21 protein-coding genes are annotated in these 22,906 nt (G+C 61.2%); 13 read left to right on the top strand and 8 right to left on the bottom strand.

The genetic code is table 11. The features are described from left to right. Positions 1–192 precede the first annotated feature (192 nt). The 3 genes from GFU70_RS24740 to GFU70_RS24730 are packed head-to-tail and all read left to right on the top strand — an operon-like array spanning position 193 to position 3,916. Complete coding sequence (locus tag GFU70_RS24740; protein WP_057451874.1) at positions 193–717, top strand: (2Fe-2S)-binding protein; 525 nt, start codon at positions 193–195, stop codon at positions 715–717. Continuing rightward, entirely contained in the window at positions 714–1,715 is a 1,002-nt protein-coding gene (locus GFU70_RS24735) for an FAD binding domain-containing protein (protein WP_058543677.1), read from the top strand. The genes GFU70_RS24740 and GFU70_RS24735 overlap by 4 nt, the downstream gene beginning before the upstream one ends. Then, positions 1,715–3,916 (top strand): xanthine dehydrogenase family protein molybdopterin-binding subunit, encoded by a 2,202-nt coding sequence (locus GFU70_RS24730; protein WP_153388933.1) that lies wholly within the window; start codon positions 1,715–1,717, stop codon positions 3,914–3,916. Before GFU70_RS24735 ends, GFU70_RS24730 begins: the two co-directional genes overlap by 1 nt. Here GFU70_RS24730 and GFU70_RS24725 read toward each other — a convergent pair. Further along, positions 3,913–5,151: an MFS transporter gene (locus GFU70_RS24725; protein WP_058543635.1), complete on the bottom strand. Its 1,239-nt coding sequence runs from the start codon at positions 5,149–5,151 to the stop codon at positions 3,913–3,915. The two genes, GFU70_RS24730 and GFU70_RS24725, sit on opposite strands and share 4 nt — an antisense overlap. 483 nt (positions 5,152–5,634) lie before the next feature. Between GFU70_RS24725 and GFU70_RS24720 the strand changes: the two genes are divergently transcribed. Genes GFU70_RS24720 through GFU70_RS24710 form a run of 3 tightly spaced genes read left to right on the top strand, consistent with a single transcriptional unit; the run spans position 5,635 to position 8,261 of the window. Further along, positions 5,635–7,074, top strand: a complete 1,440-nt coding sequence (locus GFU70_RS24720; protein WP_116641295.1) for a cytochrome ubiquinol oxidase subunit I — start codon at positions 5,635–5,637, stop codon at positions 7,072–7,074. A gap of 3 nt (positions 7,075–7,077) precedes the next feature. Beyond that, positions 7,078–8,085: a cytochrome d ubiquinol oxidase subunit II gene (gene cydB / locus GFU70_RS24715; protein ID WP_116641296.1), complete on the top strand. Its 1,008-nt coding sequence runs from the start codon at positions 7,078–7,080 to the stop codon at positions 8,083–8,085. Between the two features lie 11 nt (positions 8,086–8,096). Then, positions 8,097–8,261: a DUF2474 domain-containing protein gene (locus GFU70_RS24710; protein ID WP_064503198.1), complete on the top strand. Its 165-nt coding sequence runs from the start codon at positions 8,097–8,099 to the stop codon at positions 8,259–8,261. A 41-nt stretch (positions 8,262–8,302) separates the two neighbouring features. Here GFU70_RS24710 and GFU70_RS24705 read toward each other — a convergent pair whose 3' ends face one another. Continuing rightward, entirely contained in the window at positions 8,303–9,442 is a 1,140-nt protein-coding gene (locus tag GFU70_RS24705) for a methyltransferase (protein ID WP_058542548.1), read from the bottom strand. Positions 9,443–9,624: 182 nt separating this feature from the next. Further along, on the bottom strand, positions 9,625–10,338 hold the full coding sequence (locus GFU70_RS24700) for an autoinducer binding domain-containing protein (protein WP_058542549.1): 714 nt from the start codon (positions 10,336–10,338) through the stop codon (positions 9,625–9,627). Positions 10,339–10,628: 290 nt separating this feature from the next. Between GFU70_RS24700 and GFU70_RS24695 the strand changes: the two genes are divergently transcribed. Continuing rightward, complete coding sequence (locus tag GFU70_RS24695) at positions 10,629–11,405, top strand: ferredoxin--NADP reductase (protein ID WP_153388932.1); 777 nt, start codon at positions 10,629–10,631, stop codon at positions 11,403–11,405. A gap of 230 nt (positions 11,406–11,635) precedes the next feature. Here GFU70_RS24695 and mscL read toward each other — a convergent pair whose 3' ends face one another. Then, a complete protein-coding gene (gene mscL / locus GFU70_RS24690; RefSeq protein ID WP_058542551.1) occupies positions 11,636–12,049 on the bottom strand; it encodes a large-conductance mechanosensitive channel protein MscL in 414 nt (137 codons plus the stop codon). Positions 12,050–12,331: 282 nt separating this feature from the next. Here mscL and katB point away from each other — a divergent pair, with 282 nt between their 5' ends. From katB to radA, 3 genes are all read left to right on the top strand, one after another. Then, on the top strand, positions 12,332–13,873 hold the full coding sequence (katB, locus tag GFU70_RS24685; protein ID WP_153388931.1) for a catalase KatB: 1,542 nt from the start codon (positions 12,332–12,334) through the stop codon (positions 13,871–13,873). A 152-nt stretch (positions 13,874–14,025) separates the two neighbouring features. Next, positions 14,026–14,574, top strand: a complete 549-nt coding sequence (locus GFU70_RS24680) for an ankyrin repeat domain-containing protein (RefSeq protein WP_058542553.1) — start codon at positions 14,026–14,028, stop codon at positions 14,572–14,574. Between the two features lie 43 nt (positions 14,575–14,617). After that, the gene (gene radA, locus GFU70_RS24675) at positions 14,618–15,985 is read left to right on the top strand and encodes a DNA repair protein RadA (RefSeq protein ID WP_030140305.1); all 1,368 of its coding nucleotides are present in this window, start codon (positions 14,618–14,620) and stop codon (positions 15,983–15,985) included. 141 nt (positions 15,986–16,126) lie between these two features. Here the strand turns inward: radA and GFU70_RS24670 are convergent, their stop codons facing one another. Beyond that, on the bottom strand, positions 16,127–16,483 hold the full coding sequence (locus GFU70_RS24670; RefSeq protein ID WP_058544500.1) for a PilZ domain-containing protein: 357 nt from the start codon (positions 16,481–16,483) through the stop codon (positions 16,127–16,129). A 158-nt stretch (positions 16,484–16,641) separates the two neighbouring features. Here GFU70_RS24670 and GFU70_RS24665 point away from each other — a divergent pair, with 158 nt between their 5' ends. The 3 genes from GFU70_RS24665 to yjiA all read left to right on the top strand — a co-directional run bounded on the left by GFU70_RS24665 (position 16,642) and on the right by yjiA (position 20,068). Beyond that, entirely contained in the window at positions 16,642–18,708 is a 2,067-nt protein-coding gene (locus GFU70_RS24665; RefSeq protein ID WP_153388930.1) for a carbon starvation CstA family protein, read from the top strand. 15 nt (positions 18,709–18,723) lie between these two features. Then, positions 18,724–18,921, top strand: a complete 198-nt coding sequence (locus GFU70_RS24660; protein WP_153388929.1) for a YbdD/YjiX family protein — start codon at positions 18,724–18,726, stop codon at positions 18,919–18,921. Positions 18,922–19,099: 178 nt separating this feature from the next. Further along, positions 19,100–20,068 carry a GTPase gene (gene yjiA, locus GFU70_RS24655; protein ID WP_058544062.1) on the top strand — a complete coding sequence of 323 codons (969 nt, stop codon included), beginning with the start codon at positions 19,100–19,102 and terminating at the stop codon, positions 20,066–20,068. Here the strand turns inward: yjiA and GFU70_RS24650 are convergent. From GFU70_RS24650 to GFU70_RS24640, 3 genes are read right to left on the bottom strand one after another with little or no spacing between them, the layout of a single operon-like run. Beyond that, complete coding sequence (locus GFU70_RS24650) at positions 20,060–20,779, bottom strand: GntR family transcriptional regulator (RefSeq protein ID WP_116641300.1); 720 nt, start codon at positions 20,777–20,779, stop codon at positions 20,060–20,062. The genes yjiA and GFU70_RS24650 overlap by 9 nt on opposite strands. Positions 20,780–20,801: 22 nt before the next feature. After that, positions 20,802–21,506, bottom strand: coding sequence for a FadR/GntR family transcriptional regulator (locus tag GFU70_RS24645; protein ID WP_058544063.1), 705 nt, complete (start codon positions 21,504–21,506; stop codon positions 20,802–20,804). Between the two features lie 59 nt (positions 21,507–21,565). Continuing rightward, positions 21,566–22,879, bottom strand: a complete 1,314-nt coding sequence (locus GFU70_RS24640) for a C4-dicarboxylate transporter DctA (RefSeq protein ID WP_153388928.1) — start codon at positions 22,877–22,879, stop codon at positions 21,566–21,568. Between the last annotated feature and the right edge of the window lie 27 nt (positions 22,880–22,906).

The raw sequence follows: 22,906 nt of genomic DNA, 5'->3' as shown, positions 1-22,906 counted from the left end.
ATCGGTCTGTGGCGAGGGCGCTTGCTCGCGATGGCGTCAGCGCATTCAACCTTGATGCGAGCGGACCCACTGAAGGCGCTGGCTTCCAACGTCAATCATTTGCCTTGAACGCTTCGCCTCACCCTGAAGTCGTACCCCTTATGACGGCGGTTTCCCAAAACGCCGCGAGTACGACCAACCGTGAGGTGTTCCATGAGCGCGACCCTGTCCGAAGCGACGCCGGCGTCCTTCGTCCGTCATCCGATCCGCCTGACTCTCAATGGCCAGGTGCGTGAGTTGCAAGTGCTGGCCTGGACCACATTGCTGGACTTGCTGCGTGAGCAACTGGACCTGGTGGGCAGCAAGAAAGGCTGCGACCACGGCCAGTGCGGCGCCTGTACGGTGCTGCGCGATGGCAAGCGGATCAATGCCTGCCTGACCCTGGCGGTGATGTGCGACGGCGCCGAATTGACCACCATCGAAGGCCTGGCCGGTGATGACGCATTGCATCCCATGCAGCAGGCGTTCATCACCCATGACGCGTTCCAGTGCGGTTACTGCACGCCAGGGCAGATCTGTTCTGCGGTGGGGCTGGCCAACGAGGGCAGGGCGCAAACTCGCGCGCAAATCAGTGAACTGATGAGCGGCAACCTGTGCCGCTGCGGGGCCTACACCCATATTTGTGATGCCATCGAAGAGGCATTGCCGCTCTGCCGGCAACCGGGAGGTGATCAATGAATCCCTTCCAGTACAGCAAGCCCGACACCGTGCAGGCGGCCGTCGACTTGTCGAGCCCGGTTTCCCGCTTCATCGCCGGCGGCACCAACCTGCTGGACCTGATGAAGGAAAACCTCACCCGCCCCGAGCACCTGATCGACATTACCGGGTTGCCCCTGGCGGACCTCAGTGAAACCCCTTCCGGTGGGGTGATGATCGGGGCCTTGGTGAGCAATGCCGACCTGGCCTGGCACCCGTGGATCGAGCGCCGTTATCCGCTGCTGGCCCAGGCCATCCTGGCGGGCGCCTCGCCGCAACTGCGCAACATGGCCAGCACCGGCGGCAACCTGTTGCAACGTACTCGCTGCTATTACTTCTATGACGCGAGCGTACCGTGCAACAAGCGTCGACCCGGCAGCGGTTGTCCGGCCCGGAACGGTCTGAACCGGATCCACGCGATTTTCGGTGCCAGCGATCAATGTGTCGCCACCCATCCCTCCGACATGTGCGTGGCCCTGGCGGCCCTGGAGGCGGTGGTCCATGTCCTGGGGCGGGGCGGGGCGCGGACCATCGAGTTCGCCGACTTCCACCGCCTGCCCGGCGACGCCCCGGAGCGCGATAATCAACTGGCTGACGATGAGTTGATCACCGCCATCGAGTTGCCTGCCGCCGGTTTTGCCGACCATAGCCACTACCTGAAGATCCGTGACCGCGCCTCCTACGCCTTCGCGCTGGTCTCGGTGGCGGCGGCGCTGGAACTGGATGGGCCGGTGATTCGCCGAGCGCGCCTGGCCCTGGGGGGCGTGGCGCACAAACCGTGGCGCGACCGGGCCGTGGAGAGCTGGCTGGTCGGACAGACCGTCAGTCGCGAAACTTTCACCGTCGCCGCCGATGCATTGCTGCAACACGCCGAGCCGTTGGCGCACAACGGCTTCAAGGTCCGATTGGCGCGCCGGGCAATTGTCCGCGCCTTGAGCGATGCCGCGTTGGGTGGCGCACCGCAGGGAGGACAAGCCTGATGAACGCTCCGAGCAAATCCATAGGGCAACCACTCGACCGGGTCGATGGCCTGCTCAAGGTGACGGGCCAGGCCCGTTACGCCGCTGAATACCCCGAGGACGGCCTGCTGCACGGCAGCGTCGTGTCCGGCACTATCGCCCGTGGCCGTGTGCTGCGCATCGATGCTGCCCGCGCCCTGGCGCTGCCTGGCGTGGTCGCGGTCATCGACCACACCAACCGGCCGAGGATCGCCAGCTACGACGAGCCCTACCAGGATGCCGATGCGGCGGACGGCTCACCGTTCCGGCCCCTATACGACGATCAGGTGCTCTACAACGGTCAGCCACTGGCCTTGGTGGTGGCGGAAAATCTTGAGTTGGCCCGGTATGCCGGTTCGTTGATAGACATCGAATACGCGGCCGAGGATCATCAGACCGATCTGATAACCCTGCAAAACGACGCCCATCCGGCACCGGCAGAATTACCCAAGCCCCGTGGGAATTTTCAGGGCGAGTACGCCAGCTCCACGCTCAGCGTGGACGTGTCCTACAGCACGCCGATTGAACACCACAACCCGATGGAACCGCACGCCTCCACCGTGCTGTATCAGCCTGACGGCAGCCTGCACATCCACGACAAGACCCAAGGCACGCAAAACGGCCAGGCCTATGTGCAAAAAGTCTTCGGGCTCGAAAAAGAGCAAGTGCGAGTGTTTGCCGCGTTTGTCGGCGGCGCCTTCGGTTCCGGGCTGCGCCCGCAATATCAATTGCCGTTGGCCGTGATGGCGGCACTGGCCCTCAAACGCTCGGTGCGGGTCAGCCTGACGCGCCAGCAGATGTTTACCTTTGGCTATCGGCCGCGAACCCTCCAGCGCGTGCAACTGGGGGCAGCGGCCAACGGTCGCCTGCTGGCCGTGGCGCACACCGCCGTCGGCCAGACCTCGCGTTTCGAGGATTTCACCGAGCATGTGGTGGAGTGGAGCGGCATGCTCTATCACTGCGACAACGTCGAGTTGACCTACAAACTGGTGCCCCTGGACGTCTACACGCCTTTGGACATGCGCGCACCCGGTGCCGCCCTTGGCTTGATTGGCCTGGAGTGCGCCATGGATGAACTGGCCTGTGCCCTGGCGATCGATCCGGTGCAATTGCGCTTGATCAACTACGCCGAACGCAACGAGAACGAAGGCAAGCCGTATTCCAGCAAGGAGTTGCGTGAGTGCTATGCCCAAGGTGCCCGTCGTTTCGGCTGGGACAAGCGCAACCCGGAACCGCGCAGCATGCGTGAAGGCCGGCAACTGGTGGGCTGGGGCATGGCCGGCGGCGTGTGGGAGGCCATGCAGCAGAAGGCTAGCGCCAGGGCGTCGCTGGATACCCATGGCAAGCTGACCGTCAGCAGCGCCACCACTGACATCGGCACCGGGACCTACACGGTCATGACCCAGATCGCCGCCGAGGCGTCAGGCGTTTCCCTTGGGGACGTTACGTTTGTCCTGGGGGATTCGTCGCTGCCCACCGCGCCGCTGCAGGGCGGCTCGTTCACTGTCTCGTCGGTGGGCACCGCCGTGCAGCAGGCCTGTGAAGCGCTGAAGGAAAAACTCCTGGCCGTGGCCCGTCAGGCGTGTCCGGCCTTCAGCGGCGCGACCCTTGAGCAAGTGATGTTTGTCGATGGTCAGCTGCGGCTGGGCGAAGCGAGTGTTGCATTGGCGCAGTTGGCGCAGAAAAGCGGCGAGACGCCGTTGCAGGCCCAGGTCACCGCCGAGCCGGACGCAAAACGCCAGGCCTGCGCCACGGCCACTCACTCGGCGGTGTTCGTCGAAGTGCTGGTGGACGAAGACCTGGGGACGGTGAAGGTCAATCGCGTGGTCAGCGCCATTGCCGCTGGCCGGGTCGTCAACCCGAAAACCGCCCGCAGCCAGATTCTCGGTGGCGTGGTGTGGGGCGTCGGCATGGCCTTGCACGAAGAAACCCTGACGGACCACGCCTTGGGTCGCCACATGAACCACAACCTGGCCGAGTATCACGTGCCGGTCAACGCCGACATCGGCGACATCGAGGTGATTTTCGTCGAAGAACATGACGAGATCGTCAATGCGCTCGGGTCCAAGGGCGTGGGTGAAATCGGCGTCGTCGGGGTGGCAGCGGCGGTGGCCAATGCGATTTACCATGCCACCGGCAAGCGGGTGCGGGACTTGCCCATCACCCTCGACAAGTTGCTCTAGGCTTTGGCTTCATCCATTGCTTCGTGCATTCGGTCGCGGTTGGCCAGGGTCGGGAACAATTTGATCCAGACCCCGGTCACCAGCAGCGTACCGATGCCGCCCATGACCACCGCCGGTACGGTGCCGAACCAGTGGGCAGTGAGGCCGGACTCGAACTCGCCCAACTGGTTCGAGGCGCCGATGAACAGCCCGTTCACCGCGCTGACCCGGCCGCGCATTTCATCGGGTGTTTCCAGTTGCACGAAGGAGGCGCGGATCACCATGCTGATCATGTCCGCCGCGCCCAGCACCACCAGCACCGCCAGGGAAAACCAGAACGAGGTGGAAAGGCCGAACGCAATGGTGGCGACGCCGAACACGCCCACCGCGGTGAACATCACCCGGCCGACCTTGCGCTCCACGGCAAACCGCGCCAGCCACAGCGACATCAGCAAGGCCCCGACCGCCGGCGCCGACCGCAACAGGCCCAGGCCCCAGGGACCGGTGAGCAGGATGTCCTTGGCAAACACCGGCAGCAGCGCCGTCGCGCCGCCGAGCAACACCGCGAACAGGTCCAGGGAAATCGCCCCGAGAATGTCCGGGCGGCTGCGAATGAAGCGAATCCCGGCCAGCAGCGAATCCAGCGTCGCCTTGCCTTTGTTCAGCGGCGTCTGCCGGGCGGGTAGGTTGAGCATCAGGCAGCAGGCAATCAGGTAAAGCACTACGGTCGGCCCATAGACCCAGACGCTGCCGAAGGCGTAGAGCAAGCCGCCGAGCGCCGGGGCGACGATGGTGGCCGACTGTTGGGCCGATTGCGCGGCGGCCACGGCACGGGGAAACAGGCCGGCCGGCACGATGCTCGGCAGCAGCGCCTGGGTGGTCGGCATTTCGAAGGAGCGGGCGGCGCCCAGCAGGAAGGCGAGGATGAAGATCATCTCCCGCGTGACATGGTCGGTGGCGCTGCCGATCACCAGCGCCAGGGCAATCATCGCCTGCAATGACTGGCAGATGGCCGCGACTTTACGGCGGTCATAGCGGTCGGCCACATGCCCGGTGTGGAGCATGAACAGCACGCGCGGGGCAAACTCGACCAACCCCACCAGGCCGAGGTCCAGGACGTTGCCGGTCAGTTGATAGAGGTTCCAGCCGATGGCCACGGTGAGCATCTGGAAACCGCTGGCGGTGAATATCCGGGCCAGCCAGAAGGCGATGAAGGGACGGTGGTGACGGAGCAGCAGCGGCGCTTGGCTGGGCATCTATGACGGGTCCGGTGATGAAGGCATCGAGATTATCACCGAGCTGTAACTGGAAGTTGCGGTGTCGGGAAAAATAGTTAGCCAAGCATCGATCTTTCACATCGCACCGTTTTTGTGGCGAGGGGATTTATCTGTGGGAGCAAGGCTTGCCCGCGATGGACGCGACTCGATTTCTGAAAGACCGCATCGCCTTCATCGCGGGCAAGCCTTGCTCCCACATATCCCCTCGCCTCAGTCAGCACTGAGACAACCTGTCACGCGACAAACGACCACGCCGTTCATCGACGAGAATGCGGCTACTCTTTGAGCATTGCTTGATCCAGGTCAATACCTTTCGGGGCGTTGGGCTGGCGGCCATCCGGCCAGAGTCCTGCGTTGTGACGGTTATAAAAAGAACGATTTGAAAAGCATCGCACTCCATATCCCTGGGGATTGTGATGCAGGCCCCACCCGCAGCCGGTTTTACCTGACAGAGGAAGACTTATGTTCGGTTTGGAGGCGCTCGATCTCGCCCGAATCCAGTTCGCGTTCACCATCTCGTTCCACATCCTGTTCCCGGCCATCACCATTGGCCTGGCGAGTTACCTGGCGGTACTCGAAGGCTTGTGGCTCAAGACCCGCGATGACACCTACCGCGACCTGTACCACTTCTGGTCGAAGATATTTGCCGTCAACTTCGGCATGGGGGTGGTGTCCGGGTTGGTCATGGCCTATCAGTTCGGGACCAACTGGAGCCGTTTCTCGGACTTCGCTGGTGCGGTGACCGGGCCGTTGCTGACCTACGAGGTGCTCACGGCGTTTTTCCTCGAGGCCGGTTTCCTGGGTGTGATGCTGTTCGGCTGGAATCGCGTCGGTCGCGGCCTGCATTTCTTTTCCACGGTCATGGTGGCGATCGGCACCCTGATCTCGACCTTCTGGATCCTGTCCTCCAACAGCTGGATGCAAACCCCCCAGGGTTACGAAATCATCGACGGCCGGGTGATCCCGGTGGACTGGCTGGCGGTGGTGTTCAACCCTTCGTTTCCTTATCGATTGCTGCACATGTCCACTGCAGCGTTTGTCGCCACGGCGTTTTTCGTCGGCTCGTCGGCGGCCTGGCATTTGCTGCGCGGTCGCGACAACCCGGCCATCCGCCGGATGCTGTCGATGGCGATGTGGATGGCCTTGCTGGTGGCGCCGATACAGGCGGTCATTGGCGACTTCCATGGCCTGAACACCCTCAAGCATCAACCGGCGAAAATCGCCGCCATCGAGGGCCACTGGGAAAACGTCGGCAATGAACCGACCCCGTTGATCCTGTTCGGCTGGCCCGACATGAAGGCGGAAAAGACCAAATACGCCGTGGAAATTCCTTACCTGGGCAGCCTGATCCTGACCCACAGCCTGGACAAGCAGGTGCCGGCCCTCAAGGAGTTCCCGCCTGAGGACCGACCGAACTCGACCATTGTGTTCTGGTCGTTCCGGGTCATGGTCGGCCTCGGGTTGCTGATGATTTTCACCGGGCTGTGCAGCCTGTGGCTGCGCCGCAACGATCGGATCTATCAATCCCGGCCGTTCCTCTACATGGTGCTGTGGATGGGGCCGTCCGGACTGGTCGCGATCCTGGCCGGCTGGTTTACCACTGAGATCGGTCGCCAGCCATGGGTGGTCTATGGCCTGATGCGCACGGCCGATGCTTCGTCCGGGCACAGTTTTGCGCAGATGAGCATCACCTTGGTGCTGTTTGTCGTGGTGTATTTCGCGCTGTTCGGCGCAGGCTTGAGCTACATGATGCGTCTGGTGCGCAAGGGACCAGTGGCCCACGAAGTCGAGCCGACCGATGGCGGTCCGGGGCAGAAACGCACCCCGGCTCGGCCATTGTCGGCTGCCAACGAAGGCGACGACGACGTGGACCACAACGACCGCTCGAACAAGGGGAATTGAGTCATGGGTATTGATCTTCCGCTGATCTGGGCCGTGGTCATCATCTTCGGCATCATGATGTACGTGGTCATGGACGGCTTCGACCTGGGGATCGGCATTCTCTTCCCCTTCGTCAAGGGCGAACGCGACCGTGACGTGATGATGAACACCGTGGCACCGGTCTGGGACGGTAACGAAACCTGGCTGGTGCTGGGCGGTGCCGGGTTGTTCGGGGCGTTTCCGCTGGCTTATTCGGTGGTGCTCTCGGCGCTGTACCTGCCGTTGATCCTGATGCTCATCGGCTTGATCTTCCGCGGCGTGGCCTTTGAGTTCCGCTTCAAGGCCAAGGCTGAGAAGCGTCATCTCTGGGACAAGGCATTCATTGGCGGTTCGCTGACGGCCACCTTCTTCCAGGGCGTGGCGCTGGGAGCGTTCATCGACGGCTTCGAGGTGGTCAACCGCCAGTTCGCCGGCGGTTCCTTGGACTGGTTCACGCCATTCACCATGTTCTGTGGCCTGGCGTTGATCGCCGCCTACGCGCTGCTCGGTTGCACCTGGCTGATCATGAAGACCGAGGGCAAGTTGCAAGAGCAGATGCATGACCTGGCCCGGCCGCTGGCGATCGTGGTGCTGGCGGTGATCGGCATCGTCAGCATCTGGACACCACTGGCCCATGCGGACATCGCGGCCCGCTGGTTCACCTTGCCGAATCTGTTCTGGTTCTTGCCGGTGCCGATCCTGGTGCTGGTGACCATGTACGGTTTGTTCCGCGCGGTGGCACGCAATGCCAACTACACGCCCTTCATCCTGACCCTGGTACTGATCTTCCTCGGCTACAGCGGCTTGGGCATCAGCCTGTGGCCGAACATCGTGCCGCCGTCCATCTCGATCTGGGACGCCTCGTCACCGCCCCAGAGCCAGGGCTTCATGCTGGTGGGCACGCTGTTCATCATCCCGTTGATCCTGGTGTACACCTTCTGGAGCTACTACGTGTTCCGCGGCAAGGTGACCCACGACGACGGCTACCATTGAGGGCGTCGAGCATGGCCAAACCTGACTTGAAAGACATCGAGGCCGCCGAACGCAAGCCACTCTGGCAGCGGCTCGGCTGGCTGGCGTTGATCTGGACCGGCAGTGTGCTGGCGCTGTTCATCGTCGCCAGCCTGATGCGGATGTTCATGAATGCCGCAGGCCTGACCACTCACTGAAATTTTTGTGGGAGCAAGCGTTTGCTCCCACAAAGGACCCTTTACTTGCGGGCCTTGAGGATCACGAATTTCGGTGTGGCGGCCACTTGCTCGACGCCGCGGAACAGCCGCGCCAATTTGCTGTGGTAACCCAGGTGCCGGTTGCCGACGATGTACAACGCGCCGCCTACCACCAGCGCTTCGCGAGCCTGCTGGAACATCCGCCAGGCGAGGAAATCGCCCACCACCTGCTGCTGGTGGAAGGGCGGATTGCACAACACCACGTCCAGTGACTGCGCCTCTTGCCCAGCCAGGCCATCACCGGCTCGGATGATCACTTCGCGTTCGCCCAGGGCCGCACGCCAATTCTCGGCGGCCGATTGCACGGCCATATAGGACTCGTCCACCAGGGTGTAGAGGGCCTCGGGGTTTTGCAGGGCACTGGCGATGGCCAGCACGCCGTTGCCGCATCCCAGGTCCGCGACCCGGGCCGTCCCGAGGTTTTTCGGCAGATGTGGCAGGAACGCGCGGGTGCCGATGTCCAGGCCTTCGCGGCAGAACACATTGGCATGGTTGAGCAGTTCGATCTTCGGCTCGTCCAGCCAGTAGCGCGTGGGATAGGGCGATACGGTCGGTGCACTGCTTTGTGAGGAACTGGCTTGTGGCGTGGCAATCAACAGCCGCGCTTTTTTCACCGCCAGGGAGGCCTGCACCGGGCCGATATACCGCTCCAACAAATCGCCAGCGGCCCGGGGCAGGTGCTTGATCATGGCCCCGGCAATCACTTGGGCGCCTGGCGCGAGTTGGCCTTGCAGGCGAATCAGTTGTTCTTCCAGCAAGGCCAGGGTTTTCGGCACTTTGACCAGGACGCGATCGAACGGGCCAGTCAGCGGTTCGCTGGCAGGCAACGTCGGCACCGCATCGAAGGGGCGGCCGTTGCGCACCAGGTTTTTCTCCAGCGCCTGCAATGCCAGGAAGGAATCGCCGCTGCTGGTCACCAGGACGTTGCCCGCCAGGCTGGCCGCCAGGGCGCCAAAGCCGTCATTGAGCACCAGGACCCGAGTCTGCACGCTCGGCTGTTGTTCGGCCAGGTACGCGAGCAGGTATTCATCGGCCGCATCGAAGGCTTGCAGCGGTTCGTTCTGCTGTTCGGGTTGGCGGATCAGGTCGAGTTGGGCGAAGGGACTGTCGAGCAGGGGCATGGCTGGGGACTCTGGAGATCAACGAATGTCCCGCTGCCTGGAGGTAGGTGTCTGTGCGGGACCGCCTGAATGAACTGCGTCGCGTGCAAGAAGCGGCATCATCCAAGTGGAGCCGTAAATGGTACGTTTTTTTGTTGCACATTACTCGCGGGTTTTTTTGCCCGGCACTGTCACTCCACTGTTCAGATCACATGGATCTGGGCGGCTTTTGCCACCGCTGAAATTTTATTGCTGACGTTCAGTTTTCGCATGCAACTGCACACATGGAAATTCACGGTCCGTTCGGAAAGACAGAGAATCCTGCCCACTTCCGACGCCGTCTTGCCTTCGGCAGACCATCTCAGCACTTCGATTTCTCTCGGTGACAAGTGATAGTTCTGCTTGACCACGATGGCGTCGGACAGTTTTTTGCTGGCAAGTGCATGCAGCCGCTGACTGGCAAAAATGGCGTAGCCGAGATTTGCATAGTGCTCCTCGATATCGATGGGACAATGGGTTCGTGCGAGACTGAACAGACTGCACTGCATCCCTTGTTCGTCATGAACGGACTGGGTCCAGCCGTGCTTGAGTCCCTGTCTATTAAGTTCTCGCCACAACTTGGGGGCCTGGGCAAAGACAGTCTCATTCCACAGGATTGGAAGCGATGATTGATTGCAATGTGCTACTAAGGGGTCGTTCGAGACATAACCATTTTGTTCATAAAGTCTATCCCATCCATAAGGGTAGTTATTGAGGCTCACCTTGCTGGTGTGCTTGTCGGGATTTCCGAGATAGGCTGCGAATGCGCAATATTCAAATCCTTGATTGTTAAAGAAATTAAGTACCAGACGATAGGCCGTCTGAAGGTCTTTTTCACAGGATAACTTTCTCAGTGTCAAGTCTTTCCACTTGTCCATCGCTGTCTCCTGGGTTGATTAATCCTTGTGGATCCAATCCGTAATGCGAAATTTTAGTGTAGGACTTTTCTTACTTTGTAGTGAGATTTTTTTGTTTTCTTACAGTTGAAATGTTTAAGCAAATAAGTTTTTTTAGTCGATTTTTTTACAGAATTTTGCAGTTTGTATAAGTTAGGAAAAAGTTTTTATTGAGCAAGCGCGGTTTGCGGCCAAAGTGCCATTATTCGTCATCGGTGGTGAAGACGCTCGCTTTGCGGGACACTGCAAGTCTCGACCCATTGGAGTGACTCATGACCGATAGCGCAGAGAAGTTCACCCGCCAAACCCTGCTCGATGTCCAGCCGTTGACGCCTCATTTGTTTACTTTGCGCGTGACCCGGGACCGCGGCTTTCGCTTCCGGGCCGGTCAGTTTGCCCGGCTGGGGGTCGTCAAGGCGGACGGGACCACCGTCTGGCGGGCGTATTCCATGGTGTCTTCGCCGTTCGACGAGTTCCTCGAGTTCTTTTCCATCGTGGTTCCCGATGGCGAGTTCACCAGTGAGCTCAGCCGCCTGCAGCCAGGTGACGAACTGTTGGTCGATCGCCAGGCTTTCGGCTATCTGACACTGGATCGCTTTGTCGATGGTCGGGATTTGTGGCTGTTGTCTACGGGAACAGGTGTGGCGCCGTTTCTTTCTATCCTCCAGGATTTTGAGGCCTGGGAAAAATTCGAGCGGATCATCCTGGTATATAGCGTGCGCGAGGCGCGGGAACTGGCGTATCAGGAGCTGATCAAGGAACTGCCCCAGCGCGACTACCTGGCCGAGTACGCTCATAAGTTCCGTTTCATTGCGACCGTCACCCGTGAGCAGCATCCGGTGGCGCTCAGTGGGCGCATCACCACGCTGATCGAAAATGGCGAGCTGGAGCGGGCAGCTGGCGTGGCACTGACGCCGGAACATTCGCGAGTGATGCTGTGCGGCAATCCGCAAATGATCGATGACACGCGCAAGTTGCTCAAGGCCAGAGGGCTACAACTGAGCCTGACCCGCCGGCCAGGCCAGGTGGCGGTGGAAAACTACTGGTAGGAAAAGACGGGTTGCCCCATGCATGTAGGCGCAGTGTAGGAGCTGTGTAGGAGCGGTCTAGGAGCTGTGTAGGAGCTGTGTAGGAGCTGTCGAGTGCAACGAGGCTGCGATCTTTCCCCTGGCGCTTGAATCTCAAGCGAAAGATCAAGATCAAGATCAAGATCAAAAGATCGCAGCCTGCGGCAGCTCCTACACCCGGCGGGAGCAAGAGGTGTCAGTGACTGACTGCCTCAGGGCCGCTCGTTCTGGGCCTTGAGCAGATCGCGAATCTCACTGAGCAGCAGTTCTTCCTTGGTTGGAACCGGAGGCGCGCTGGGGGCTACGGCTTCTTCGCGCTTGAGGCGGTTGATGGCCTTGACGCCCATGAAAATGGCAAACGCCACGATGATGAAGTCGATGGTGCTCTGGATGAATTTACCGTAGGCCAGGAGCACGGCGGGCGCATCACCCTGGGCGGCCTTGAGGGTGATGGCCAGGTCACTGAAGTCCACCCCACCGATCAGCAGGCCGAGGGGGGGCATGATCACATCGCCAACGAATGACGAAACGATTTTGCCGAAAGCGGCACCGATGATGATCCCGACGGCCATGTCGACGACATTGCCTTTGACCGCGAAGGCCTTGAACTCGCTTAGCACGCCCATGAGCTATTCCTTGTGACAGATGAAAGATGAGTGGCAGTGTAAATCAGCCCAACGAGTCCTGCTCGAAACGCCAGCTTACAAAGCTTCAGTTATCGACCCGGTCCCGGGTGAAAAGTTTTCAAAGTGCCATCAATCGCGCGTGATACGCGGTTTCAGCCTGGCGCCCCTCAACGTTTTTTCTATCGGCGCGGTACGGTATTTCTATTTAGGTTTTCCTTTTTCGAGCACTAGCCTCTGGATGGCGCACATGGATGCGCTCTATAACATCAGAGGAACACGCCTATGAACACTTCCCTTGGCCACGGGGCTTATTCCCATTGCCGCGCTTTTTTTGTGCTGACCGCGAGCCTTTTGTCCTTGTCTGTCAACGCGGCCACCCTGACCCGGGACAACGGTGCGGCTGTCGGCGACAACCAGAACTCGCAAACGGCAGGCCCCAACGGCCCGACCCTGTTGCAAGACGTGCAGTTGATCCAGAAGCTCCAGCGCTTTGACCGTGAACGCATCCCCGAGCGCGTGGTGCATGCCCGCGGCACCGGCGCCCACGGCACCTTCACGGTTTCCGACGATCTCAGCGACCTGACCAAGGCCAAGGTCTTTGCCGCAGGCCAGGTCACGCCAGTGTTCGTGCGTTTTTCTGCCGTGGTGCACGGCAATCATTCGCCGGAAACCCTGCGCGACCCCCGTGGTTTCGCCACGAAGTTCTACACCGCCGACGGTAATTGGGACTTGGTAGGGAACAACTTCCCGACCTTTTTTATCCGCGATGCCATCAAGTTTCCAGACATGGTCCACGCCTTCAAACCTGACCCACGGACTAATCTGGACGATGATTCACGCCGATTCGATTTCTTCTCCCATGTTCCAGAATCGACCCGTACCCTGACCGAGTTGTATTCCAACTCCGGGACACCGGCCAGTTATCGTGAGATGGACGGTAATGGTGTACATGCCTACAAACTGGTTAACGCCAAGGGTGAAGTTCATTACGTTAAGTTTCATTGGAAAAGTTTGCAGGGCTTGAAAAATCTCGATCCGAAAGAAGTTGTGAAAGTTCAGGGTCAAGATTACAGCCATATGACAAATGATCTGGTGAGTCATATTGATAAGGGCGACTTCCCGAAGTGGGACTTGTACGTCCAGGTGCTCAATCCACGGGACCTTGCCAAGTTCGACTTCGACCCACTGGATGCGACCAAGATATGGCCGGGCGTGCCTGAGCGAAAAGTCGGGCAAATGGTCTTGAACCGCAACCCGGCGAATGTCTTCCAGGAAACCGAGCAGGTGGCCATGGCGCCGGCCAATCTTGTACCGGGTATCGAACCTTCCGAGGATCGTTTGCTCCAGGGGCGAGTATTTTCCTACGCTGACACGCAGATGTACCGGATAGGCGCCAATGCCCTGCAATTGCCGATCAACGCCCCCAAGGTGGCGGTGAACAACGGTAACCAGGACGGTGCGATGAACTCAGGCAGCACCAGCACCGGGGTGAATTATCAGCCCAGTCGCCTGACGCCGCGTGAAGAACCACAAGCGGCACGCTACAGCCAGGCCGCGCTGAGCGGTAGCACTCAGCAGGCGAAGATCCAGCGTGAGCAGAACTTCAAGCAGGCTGGTGATTTGTATCGTTCGTTCAGCAAGAAAGAGCGCGATGACCTGATCGACAGCTTCGGCGGCTCTTTGGCGACCACCGATGACGAGAGCAAGCACATCATCCTGTCGTTCCTCTACAAGGCTGACCCCGAGTACGGCACTGGCGTGGCCCGTGTCGCCAAAGGCGACTTGGCCCGGGTCAAGGCCCTGGCGGAAAAACTGACCGACTGATCCGCCGCCGGGTAGGGGCATGACCTGTGGGAGCAAAGCTTGCTCGCGAGACAGGTGCTGGGGACTGAAACCAGACCGAGTTGTCGGCATCGCGGGCAAGCCTTGCTCCCACAACCATGCCCCCACAGTCATCTGCCAGAGGAGACGTCATGATGCGCAGATTTCTTTTATCGATGTTCGCGACCTGGTCACTGAGCGTACTGGCCGATCAGCCAATACCCACCGAACCGGCCGCCGTACAAGAACAGTTGCACAACTATTACTTCGACGCCGCTCGCCGCGGCGATATGCCGATGCTCGAGACCTTTATCGAGGCCGGTTATTCGCTCGATACCCGGGATGAGAAAGGCTACACCGCGCTGATCCTGGCGGCCTATCACGGCCACGGCCCGGCGGTGGAGCGGCTGCTGGCCGCCGGCGCCGATGCCTGTGCCCAGGACAAACGTGGTAACACGGCGTTGATGGGCGCCATTTTCAAGGGCGAAGTGCAGATTGCGCGGCGTTTGTTGTCCACCGATTGCAGCCCGGACCAACGCAACGGTGCCGGACAGACCGCGGCGATGTACGCCGGTCTGTTCAAACGTGATGAATTGCTCGATGCCTTGAAGGCCAAGGGCGCCGACCTGCAGGCCCAGGACCCGTTGGGCAACACCGCGGTGGATCTGGCCAAGGGTGAAATCAGAATGCCGGCCCCTCAGTGAACCTTGGCTGGGCTATCATCGCGGTTTTTATCCCGGAGTTCAGATGGCCAAGGCAAAGCGCATGTACGGCTGCACCGAGTGCGGCTCGACCTTTCCCAAATGGGCCGGCCAGTGCAGCGAATGCGGGGCCTGGAACACCCTGACTGAAACCATGGTGGAAAGCGGCGGTGCGGCGGCACCCACCGGTCGCACGGGCTGGGCTGGTCAGCAGGCGCAGATCAAGACCCTGGCCGAAGTCAGCGTTGAAGAAATTCCGCGTTTCTCCACCGCCTCCGGTGAGCTGGACCGCGTGCTGGGCGGCGGCCTGGTGGACGGTTCGGTGGTGCTGATCGGCGGCGATCCGGGCATCGGCAAATCCACCATCTTGTTGCAAACCTTGTGCAACCTCGCCACCCGCATGCCGGCACTGTATGTCACTGGCGAAGAGTCCCAGCAGCAAGTCGCCATGCGCGCCCGACGCCTGGGCTTGCCCCAGGACCAGTTGCGGGTCATGACCGAAACCTGCATCGAGACCATCATCGCCACGGCGCGCCTGGAAAAACCCAAGGTGATGGTGATCGACTCGATCCAGACCATTTTCACCGAACAGCTGCAATCGGCACCGGGCGGCGTGTCCCAGGTGCGCGAAAGCGCGGCGTTGCTGGTGCGCTACGCCAAGCAGAGTGGCACGGCGATTTTCCTGGTGGGCCACGTCACCAAGGAGGGCGCACTGGCGGGGCCGCGGGTGCTGGAACACATGGTCGATACGGTGTTGTATTTCGAGGGCGAATCCGACGGACGCCTGCGTTTGCTGCGGGCGGTGAAGAACCGCTTTGGCGCCGTCAACGAGCTGGGTGTGTTCGGCATGACCGACAGAGGCTTGAAAGAAGTCTCAAACCCTTCGGCGATCTTTCTGACGCGTGCCCAGGAAGAAGTCCCCGGCAGCGTGGTCATGGCAACATGGGAAGGCACCCGGCCGATGTTGGTCGAAGTGCAAGCGCTGGTGGACGACAGCCATCTGGCGAACCCGCGCCGGGTCACCCTGGGCCTGGATCAGAATCGGTTGGCCATGTTGCTGGCGGTGTTGCATCGACACGGCGGGATTCCGACGCACGACCAGGATGTTTTCCTCAACGTCGTGGGCGGGGTCAAGGTGCTGGAAACCGCATCCGACCTGGCGTTGATGGCCGCGGTCATGTCCAGCCTGCGCAACCGGCCGTTGCCCCACGATCTGTTGGTGTTCGGCGAAGTGGGGCTGTCGGGGGAAGTGCGGCCGGTGCCCAGTGGCCAGGAGCGGCTCAAGGAAGCGGCCAAGCATGGCTTCAAACGCGCCATCGTGCCCAAGGGCAATGCGCCGAAGGAAGCGCCGGCGGGGTTGCAGATCATTGCCGTGACGCGCCTGGAACAGGCGCTGGATGCGTTGTTCGAATAGCGCTGGCAATTGCGCAAGGAATGTATGTGGGAGCAAAGCTTGCTCGCGATGCAGGCGACTCGATTTTGAAGGACCGCATCGCAGCCATCGCGGGCAAGCCTTGCTCCCACATGGAACCCCTCGCCAAAGAGGCGGGGTAGCTCAAATCTGGATCAACGCCGCCAATTCCCGCTCCAGCTCATCATGATCGGCCAGGTTCAGCTCCACCAGCCGGCGCAGATGGGCGATGGAATCCAGGTCGATATGCTCGCAGACGAAGCCCAGGTGGCCGTGGTCGTCGTGGGCCAGGCGAACTTCCATCTTCACTTCCACCTCATTGCTCAGGTGAATGTCGGCGATAAAGGTTTTCTCGGGATTGCCCAGCCAGGGCTCGGGTTTTTTGATCAGCAGCCCCTTGAGGGACAGGTCCAGCAGTTCAACCGGCCATTTGAATGGAGCCTGGATCAGCTCGGTCTTGGCATGGAATTCTATTCGTACGAAGCGGCGACGTTCGCTCATTACGTGTTCCCTCTGGAGATTCACTGACTATAGACCCAACTGAGCGAGCATCGTCACCGTTCGGCAACACAGAGACAAATGTCGAGTATGGCCTTTGTCCGGGTTAAGGCTAGACTCCAGTGGCTATCTTTCTTGTCCACCCTGGCTGGAATATAAAAATGAAAAACAACAATAGCCTGCTACGCCATCTACCCTGGCTACTGCTGGCCGTCCTGGGAGCGTGCGCCCTGGGTGTCGTGGCATTGCGTCGAGGCGAGGCGATCAACGCCTTATGGATCGTCGTCGCAGCCGTGGCCATCTACCTGGTCGCCTACCGCTACTACAGCCTCTTCATCGCCAACAACGTGATGCAACTCGATGCGCGCCGGGCCACCCCTGCCGTGCTCAACAACGATGGCCTGGACTACGTCCCGACCAACAAGCACATTCTGTTCGGCCACCATTTCGCGGCCATTGCTGGCGCCGGGCCCCTGGTCGGGCCGGTGTTGGCGGCGCAGATGGGCTACCTGCCCGGTACGCTCTGGCTGATCGCCGGCGTGGTGCTGGCCGGTGCGGTGCAGGATTTCATGGTCCTGTTCCTGTCCACCCGTCGCAACGGTCGCTCCCTGGGCGACATGGTGCGCGAGGAAATGGGCCGCATCCCTGGCACCATCGCGCTGTTCGGCTGCTTCCTGATCATGATCATCATCCTCGCGGTGCTGGCGCTGATCGTGGTCAAGGCCCTGGCCGAGAGCCCGTGGGGCATCTTCACGGTGATGGCGACCATCCCGATCGCGATGTTCATGGGCATCTACATGCGCTACATCCGCCCGGGCCGCATCGGTGAAATCTCTGTGATCGGCGTGCTGTTGCTGCTGGGCTCGATCTGGCTGGGCGGGCAGATCGCTGCCGACCCGGTCTGGGCCAAGGCCTTTTCCTTCACCGGGATCCAGATCACCTGGATGTTGATCGGCTACGGCTTTGTCGCGGCGGTGCTGCCGGTGTGGCTGATCCTGGCGCCGCGGGACTACCTGTCGACCTTCCTCAAGATCGGCACCATCGTCGCCCTGGCGATCGGCATCCTGGTCACCATGCCTGAGCTGAAAATGCCGGCGCTGACCCAGTTCACCGACGGCACCGGGCCGGTGTGGAAGGGCGGGCTGTTCCCGTTCCTGTTCATCACCATCGCCTGCGGCGCGGTCTCGGGCTTCCACGCGCTGATCTCCTCGGGCACCACGCCCAAACTCTTGGATAACGAAACCAACGCCCGCTACATCGGTTACGGCGGCATGCTGATGGAGTCCTTTGTGGCGATCATGGCGATGGTGGCCGCTTCGGTGATCGAGCCGGGCGTGTACTTCGCCATGAACAGCCCGGCGGCGATCGTCGGCGGTGACGTGGTGGCTGTGGCCCAGACCGTCAGCAGCTGGGGTTTTGCAATCACCCCCGAGGCGCTGCAAGCGGTGGCCAAGGACATCGGCGAAACCACCGTTCTGGCCCGTGCCGGCGGTGCGCCGACCCTGGCGGTGGGGATCGCGCAGATCCTGCACTCGGTGTTGCCGGGTGAGAACACCATGGCGTTCTGGTACCACTTCGCGATCCTGTTCGAAGCGCTGTTCATCCTCACCGCGGTGGACGCCGGCACCCGTGCCGGGCGGTTCATGTTGCAGGACTTGCTCGGCTCGTTCGTGCCTTCGCTCAAGCGCACCGAATCCTGGTCGGCCAACCTGATCGCCACCGCCGGTTGCGTGGCGATGTGGGGCTACCTGCTGTACCAGGGCGTGATCGATCCGCTGGGTGGCATCAACACCTTGTGGCCGCTGTTCGGCATCTCCAACCAGATGCTGGCCGGTATCGCTCTGATGCTCGCCACCGTGGTGCTGATCAAGATGAAGCGCCAGCGCTACGTCTGGGTGACCATGCTGCCGGCGGCCTGGCTGCTGATCTGCACCACCACCGCGGGCCTGATCAAGCTGTTCGACGCCAACCCGGCGATCGGCTTCCTGGCCCTGGCGCGCAAATACAACGATGCCCTGACCGCCGGCCAGATCCTGGCTCCGGCCAAGAGCATCGAGCAGATGCAGCATGTGGTGTACAACGCTTATACCAACGCAACGCTGACGGTGTTGTTTCTGCTGGTGGTCTTCAGCATCCTGTTCTACGCGCTCAAGGTCGGCATCGCCGCCTGGGGCACCAAGGAACGCACGGACAAGGAAGCGCCATTCCAGGCTCTGCCGGACGCTTGATAGGGGATTGCAACAATGTTCAATGACTTGAGTCGCCTGGGTAAATACCTCGGTCAGGCCGCCCGCCTGATGGTCGGCATGCCCGACTACGACAACTACGTCGAGCACATGCGAACCAAGCACCCGGACAAACCGTTGATGGACTACGAGGCGTTCTTTCGCGAACGCCAGGAGGCCCGTTACGGTGGCAAGGGTGGGCCCAAGTGCTGTTGAGTTGAGGTAAACCCATGTGGGAGCGGGCTTGCTCGCGAAGGCGGAGTGTCAGTTAACGTTAAAGTCGACTGATACACCGCTTTCGCGAGCAAGCCCGCTCCCACAGTTGTTTTCGGGTAGTCTCAGGGTTTTCATACCTACAAAACCGCTTCCCTTTCAGGTATCAAGGAGATTCAGTTTGTCCTCTCCCATCCCGGTCACCATCCTCAGCGGCTTTCTCGGCGCCGGCAAGACCACGCTGTTGCGCCATCTGCTCAAAGCCGAGCACGGCCTGAAAATCGCCGTGATCGAGAACGAATTCAGCGATGCCGGCATCGACACCCAATTGCTGGGCGACGAGCCGGTGCAAGTCATGACCCTGGCCAACGGTTGTGTGTGCTGCACCATCCACACCGACCTGACCAAGGCCCTGTATCTGTTGCTCGAGCGGCTGGACAGCGGCGAGATTGCCTTCGATCGCCTGGTGATCGAATGCACCGGCCTGGCCGACCCGGCTCCGGTGGCCCAGACGTTCTTCATCGACGAGGACCTGCGCGAGCGCTATATCCTCGACGGCATTCTCACGCTGGTGGACGCTGCCCATGCCGATGTCCACCTGACCCAGGCCATCGCCCAGGCCCAGGTCGGGTTTGCCGACCGCCTGCTCCTGAGCAAGACCGACCTGGTGGACGCGACCCAGGTCCAGGCCCTGGGCGAGCGCCTGACGCGCATCAACCGGCGGGCGCCGATCCGGGTGGTCGAGCACGGCAAGATCGACCTGGCCGAGCTGCTCGACATCCGCGGCTTCAACCTCAATGCGGACCTGGGCGCCGGGCTCAGCCTGCGACCGGTCGGCAAGGCCAGCCCAGGTGATCGCATCAGCAGCCTGGTGCTGCGTACCGACAAGGCGCTGGATATCGACAAGCTCAGCGAGTTCATGAACCAGTTGCTGGAAGAACACGGCAAGCAATTGCTGCGCTACAAAGGCGTGCTGAACATCGCCGGCGAACCGCGTCGGTTGGTGTTCCAGGGTGTGCTCAAGTTGTACGGTTTCGATTGGGACACCGAATGGGCGCCAGACGAAGCCCGGGAAAGCGTGATCGTGTTCATCGCCGACGAACTGCCGGAAGAAAAGATCCGCGCCGGCTTCGAAGCCGCTCTACTGTGACGAACCCGTGCCTGCGGCCAGCAGCAGTTTTTGCTCCAGATGGTCCAGGTGCTCGTCCATCAGCCGCACCGCTTCGTTGACGTTGCGGCCTTCCACGGCGTCGATGATCGCCAGGTGTTCCTGCCACGCGCAATGCCGGCGGGACCTGATCTCATGTCTGGCCAGGGCCAACGAGGTCAACGGCACCAGGCTGCCGAGAAATTGCATCAGTGGCGCATTGCCGGCCATGACGGCCAGTTGCAGGTGAAACTCGCCGGACAGGCGTATCGCCGGGCCACGCTCACCGCGATCCAGGCACTGGCGCTCGCGCTCCACCAGATCGCGCAGCTGTTGCAAATCCTTGGGCTGTGGCGCGTTGCAGGCCAGGCGCACCAGGGTTCGCTCGGCCAAGCGGCGAGCGTGGAGGATCTGCCGGGTCTGCTCCAGGTCCGGCGCGGCGACTTGTGGCCTGTGGTTGGGCCGCAGGATCACCACTTGCTGGTGGGACAGGCGCGCCAGGACGCGGCGAATGACGCTGCGGCTGACGCCGAACACGTCCCCCAGGCTTTCCTCGGTGAAGCGGCTGGCCGGGGCAATGCGCTGTTCGAGGATAGCGTCGAAGATCCGCGGGTAGATATCCTCCACCGACGGTTTGCCGACTCGGCCGGGCAGGGGCAGGGTGGCCAGCACGTTGCGGTTGTGCTTTGGTTGATGGGGCATGAGGTTGTTCATGGCGGTCTCCACAGGCAATGGCTCAGGTGCCGAGGTTGTCGTCCGGAATGTTCAATTCGATGCCCATGCGCTGGCCTTCCCGGAGAATGTGCCGGCGCATTTGCGCGCTGGCCTGGGCGCTGTTCTTGCCACGAATGGCACGTACCACGGCTTCGTTTTCTTCCAGGCGTTCTGCCAGGTGCTCGGGCGAATTGCGCAACACATCGGCGCTTTGCTTGAGGGCGTTGCTGGTCTGCTGGACCACGTTCTGGAAGATCGGGTTGGACGTCAGGGCAAACAATTCTTCATGGAAGGCGATGTAGGCGTTGGCGCAGGCGTCGCTGTCGTTGGCTTCCAGGGCTTCGCGCATGTCCATGAGGGTCAGGCGCAACTGGCCGACCTCCTTGCTGCTGATGGACTGGGCCACCAGGCCAACGATGAAGGGCTCCAGGGTGTAGCGCAGTTGCAGCAGGTCCTCCAGGCTCGCGCCGGCCATGGCGCCGCTGTCACTGGCGCCATCGTTGAGATTGGCCTCCAGCACCACGACACCTTTGCCGGGCATCGAGCGCACCAGGCCCAGGGTCTCCAGCACAATCACCGCTTCACGCAGGCTGGGGCGGCTGATGCCCAGTTGCTCGGCCAGCTCACGCTGGCCGGGCAGCATGTCGCCCGAGCGCCACTGGCCCCGGGCGAGGGCGGCGCGGAGTTTCTCCACCACGGAATTGACGACGGTCGATGAGCTGATCACATGTGACTCCTTGGTAATCAATCAGGCGATGCCGGCTCGCGGGCCGGCATCGCCGTCTTTCAGAATTGCTGGTGATGGGCACTGCCCACCGGTTTCCTGGGTTGGAAGGTATAGCCTTGTTGGCCGGACAGCACCTTGCGCGCCCGAGGGACATCGATGTCTTTTTCCCAGCGGGCAATCGCCACGGTGGCCACGCAGTTGCCAATCAGGTTGGTCAGGGCTCGACCGATGCCCATGAACCAATCCACGGCCAACACCAGCACCAGGCCGACCACCGGGATCGCCGGGATCGCGGTCAGCGTGGCCGCCAGGATCACCAGCGCCGAGCCGGGAATCCCATGGGCACCCTTGGAGGTGATCAGCGAGACCAGCAGGATGGTCAACAGATCGCTCATGGCCAAGGGCGTACCGGTTGCGTTGGCGATGAAAACAATGGCCAGGGTCAGGTAAATCGAGAAACCATCCAGGTTGAACGAGTAGCCGGTTGGAATGACCAGGCCCACGGTGGAGCTGCCGATCCCCAGGTGTTCGAGCTTGCGCATGATCTGGGGCAGCACGGCGTCGGACGACGCGGTGCCGAGTACGATCAGCAACTCTTCACGCAAGTATTTGAGGAACGGCAGCATCGGCAGGCCCGACACACGCATTACCACGCCCAGGACCACCGCGACAAAAGCGATGCAGGTCAGGTAGAACAGGCCGACGAGGCTGCCCAGGTGCTGTAGCGAGTCCAGGCCATATTTGCTGGTGGTGAAGGCAATGGCCCCGAAGACGCCGATCGGGGCCAGGCGCACGATCATACCCATGATGCGGAAGATCACGTGGCTGAGTTCGTTGATCAGGCGTGAAATGCCGGAAGCGGCGTCACCCACGAGATTCAACGCACTGCCAAACAGCACTGAAAACAAGAGCACCTGCAGGATGTTGTTTTCCGCAAACGCTCCGATCACCGAGGTCGGGATCAGGTTCATCAGGAACTGAGTGGTGGTGACCATGTGCTGGCCGCGCTGGGCGATATCGTTCACGTCCGCGCTGGAGAGCTGCTCCAGGTGGATGTTCGCGCCGCTGCCAATGCCTGTGCTGAAAGCAAGGAGCAGGCCGATGACCAGGGCGATGGAGGTGAGTATTTCGAAGTAGATGACCGACTTGAGGCCGATGCGCCCGACCTTCTTGAGATCACCGGCGCCGGAGATGCCGCTGACCACCACGCAGAACACGATCAGGCCGATGAGCATTTTAATCAGCTTGATAAAGCCGTCGCCGAGGGGTTTGAGCTGTGCAGAGTATTCGGGAAGGGTAAGCCCGCAGACGATGCCGAGCACCAGTCCGAGGACAACTTGAAGGAAGATCGACCGCGAGCACCATTTGAGCATGGGAGGGATTCCTGGTTCGGTGTCCTT

The organism is Pseudomonas brassicacearum (assembly GCF_009601685.2).
In the GTDB taxonomy this organism is placed as follows: Bacteria; Pseudomonadota; Gammaproteobacteria; order Pseudomonadales; family Pseudomonadaceae; genus Aquipseudomonas; species Aquipseudomonas kilonensis_B.
This window is presented reverse-complemented; position numbering and strand designations above follow the sequence as displayed.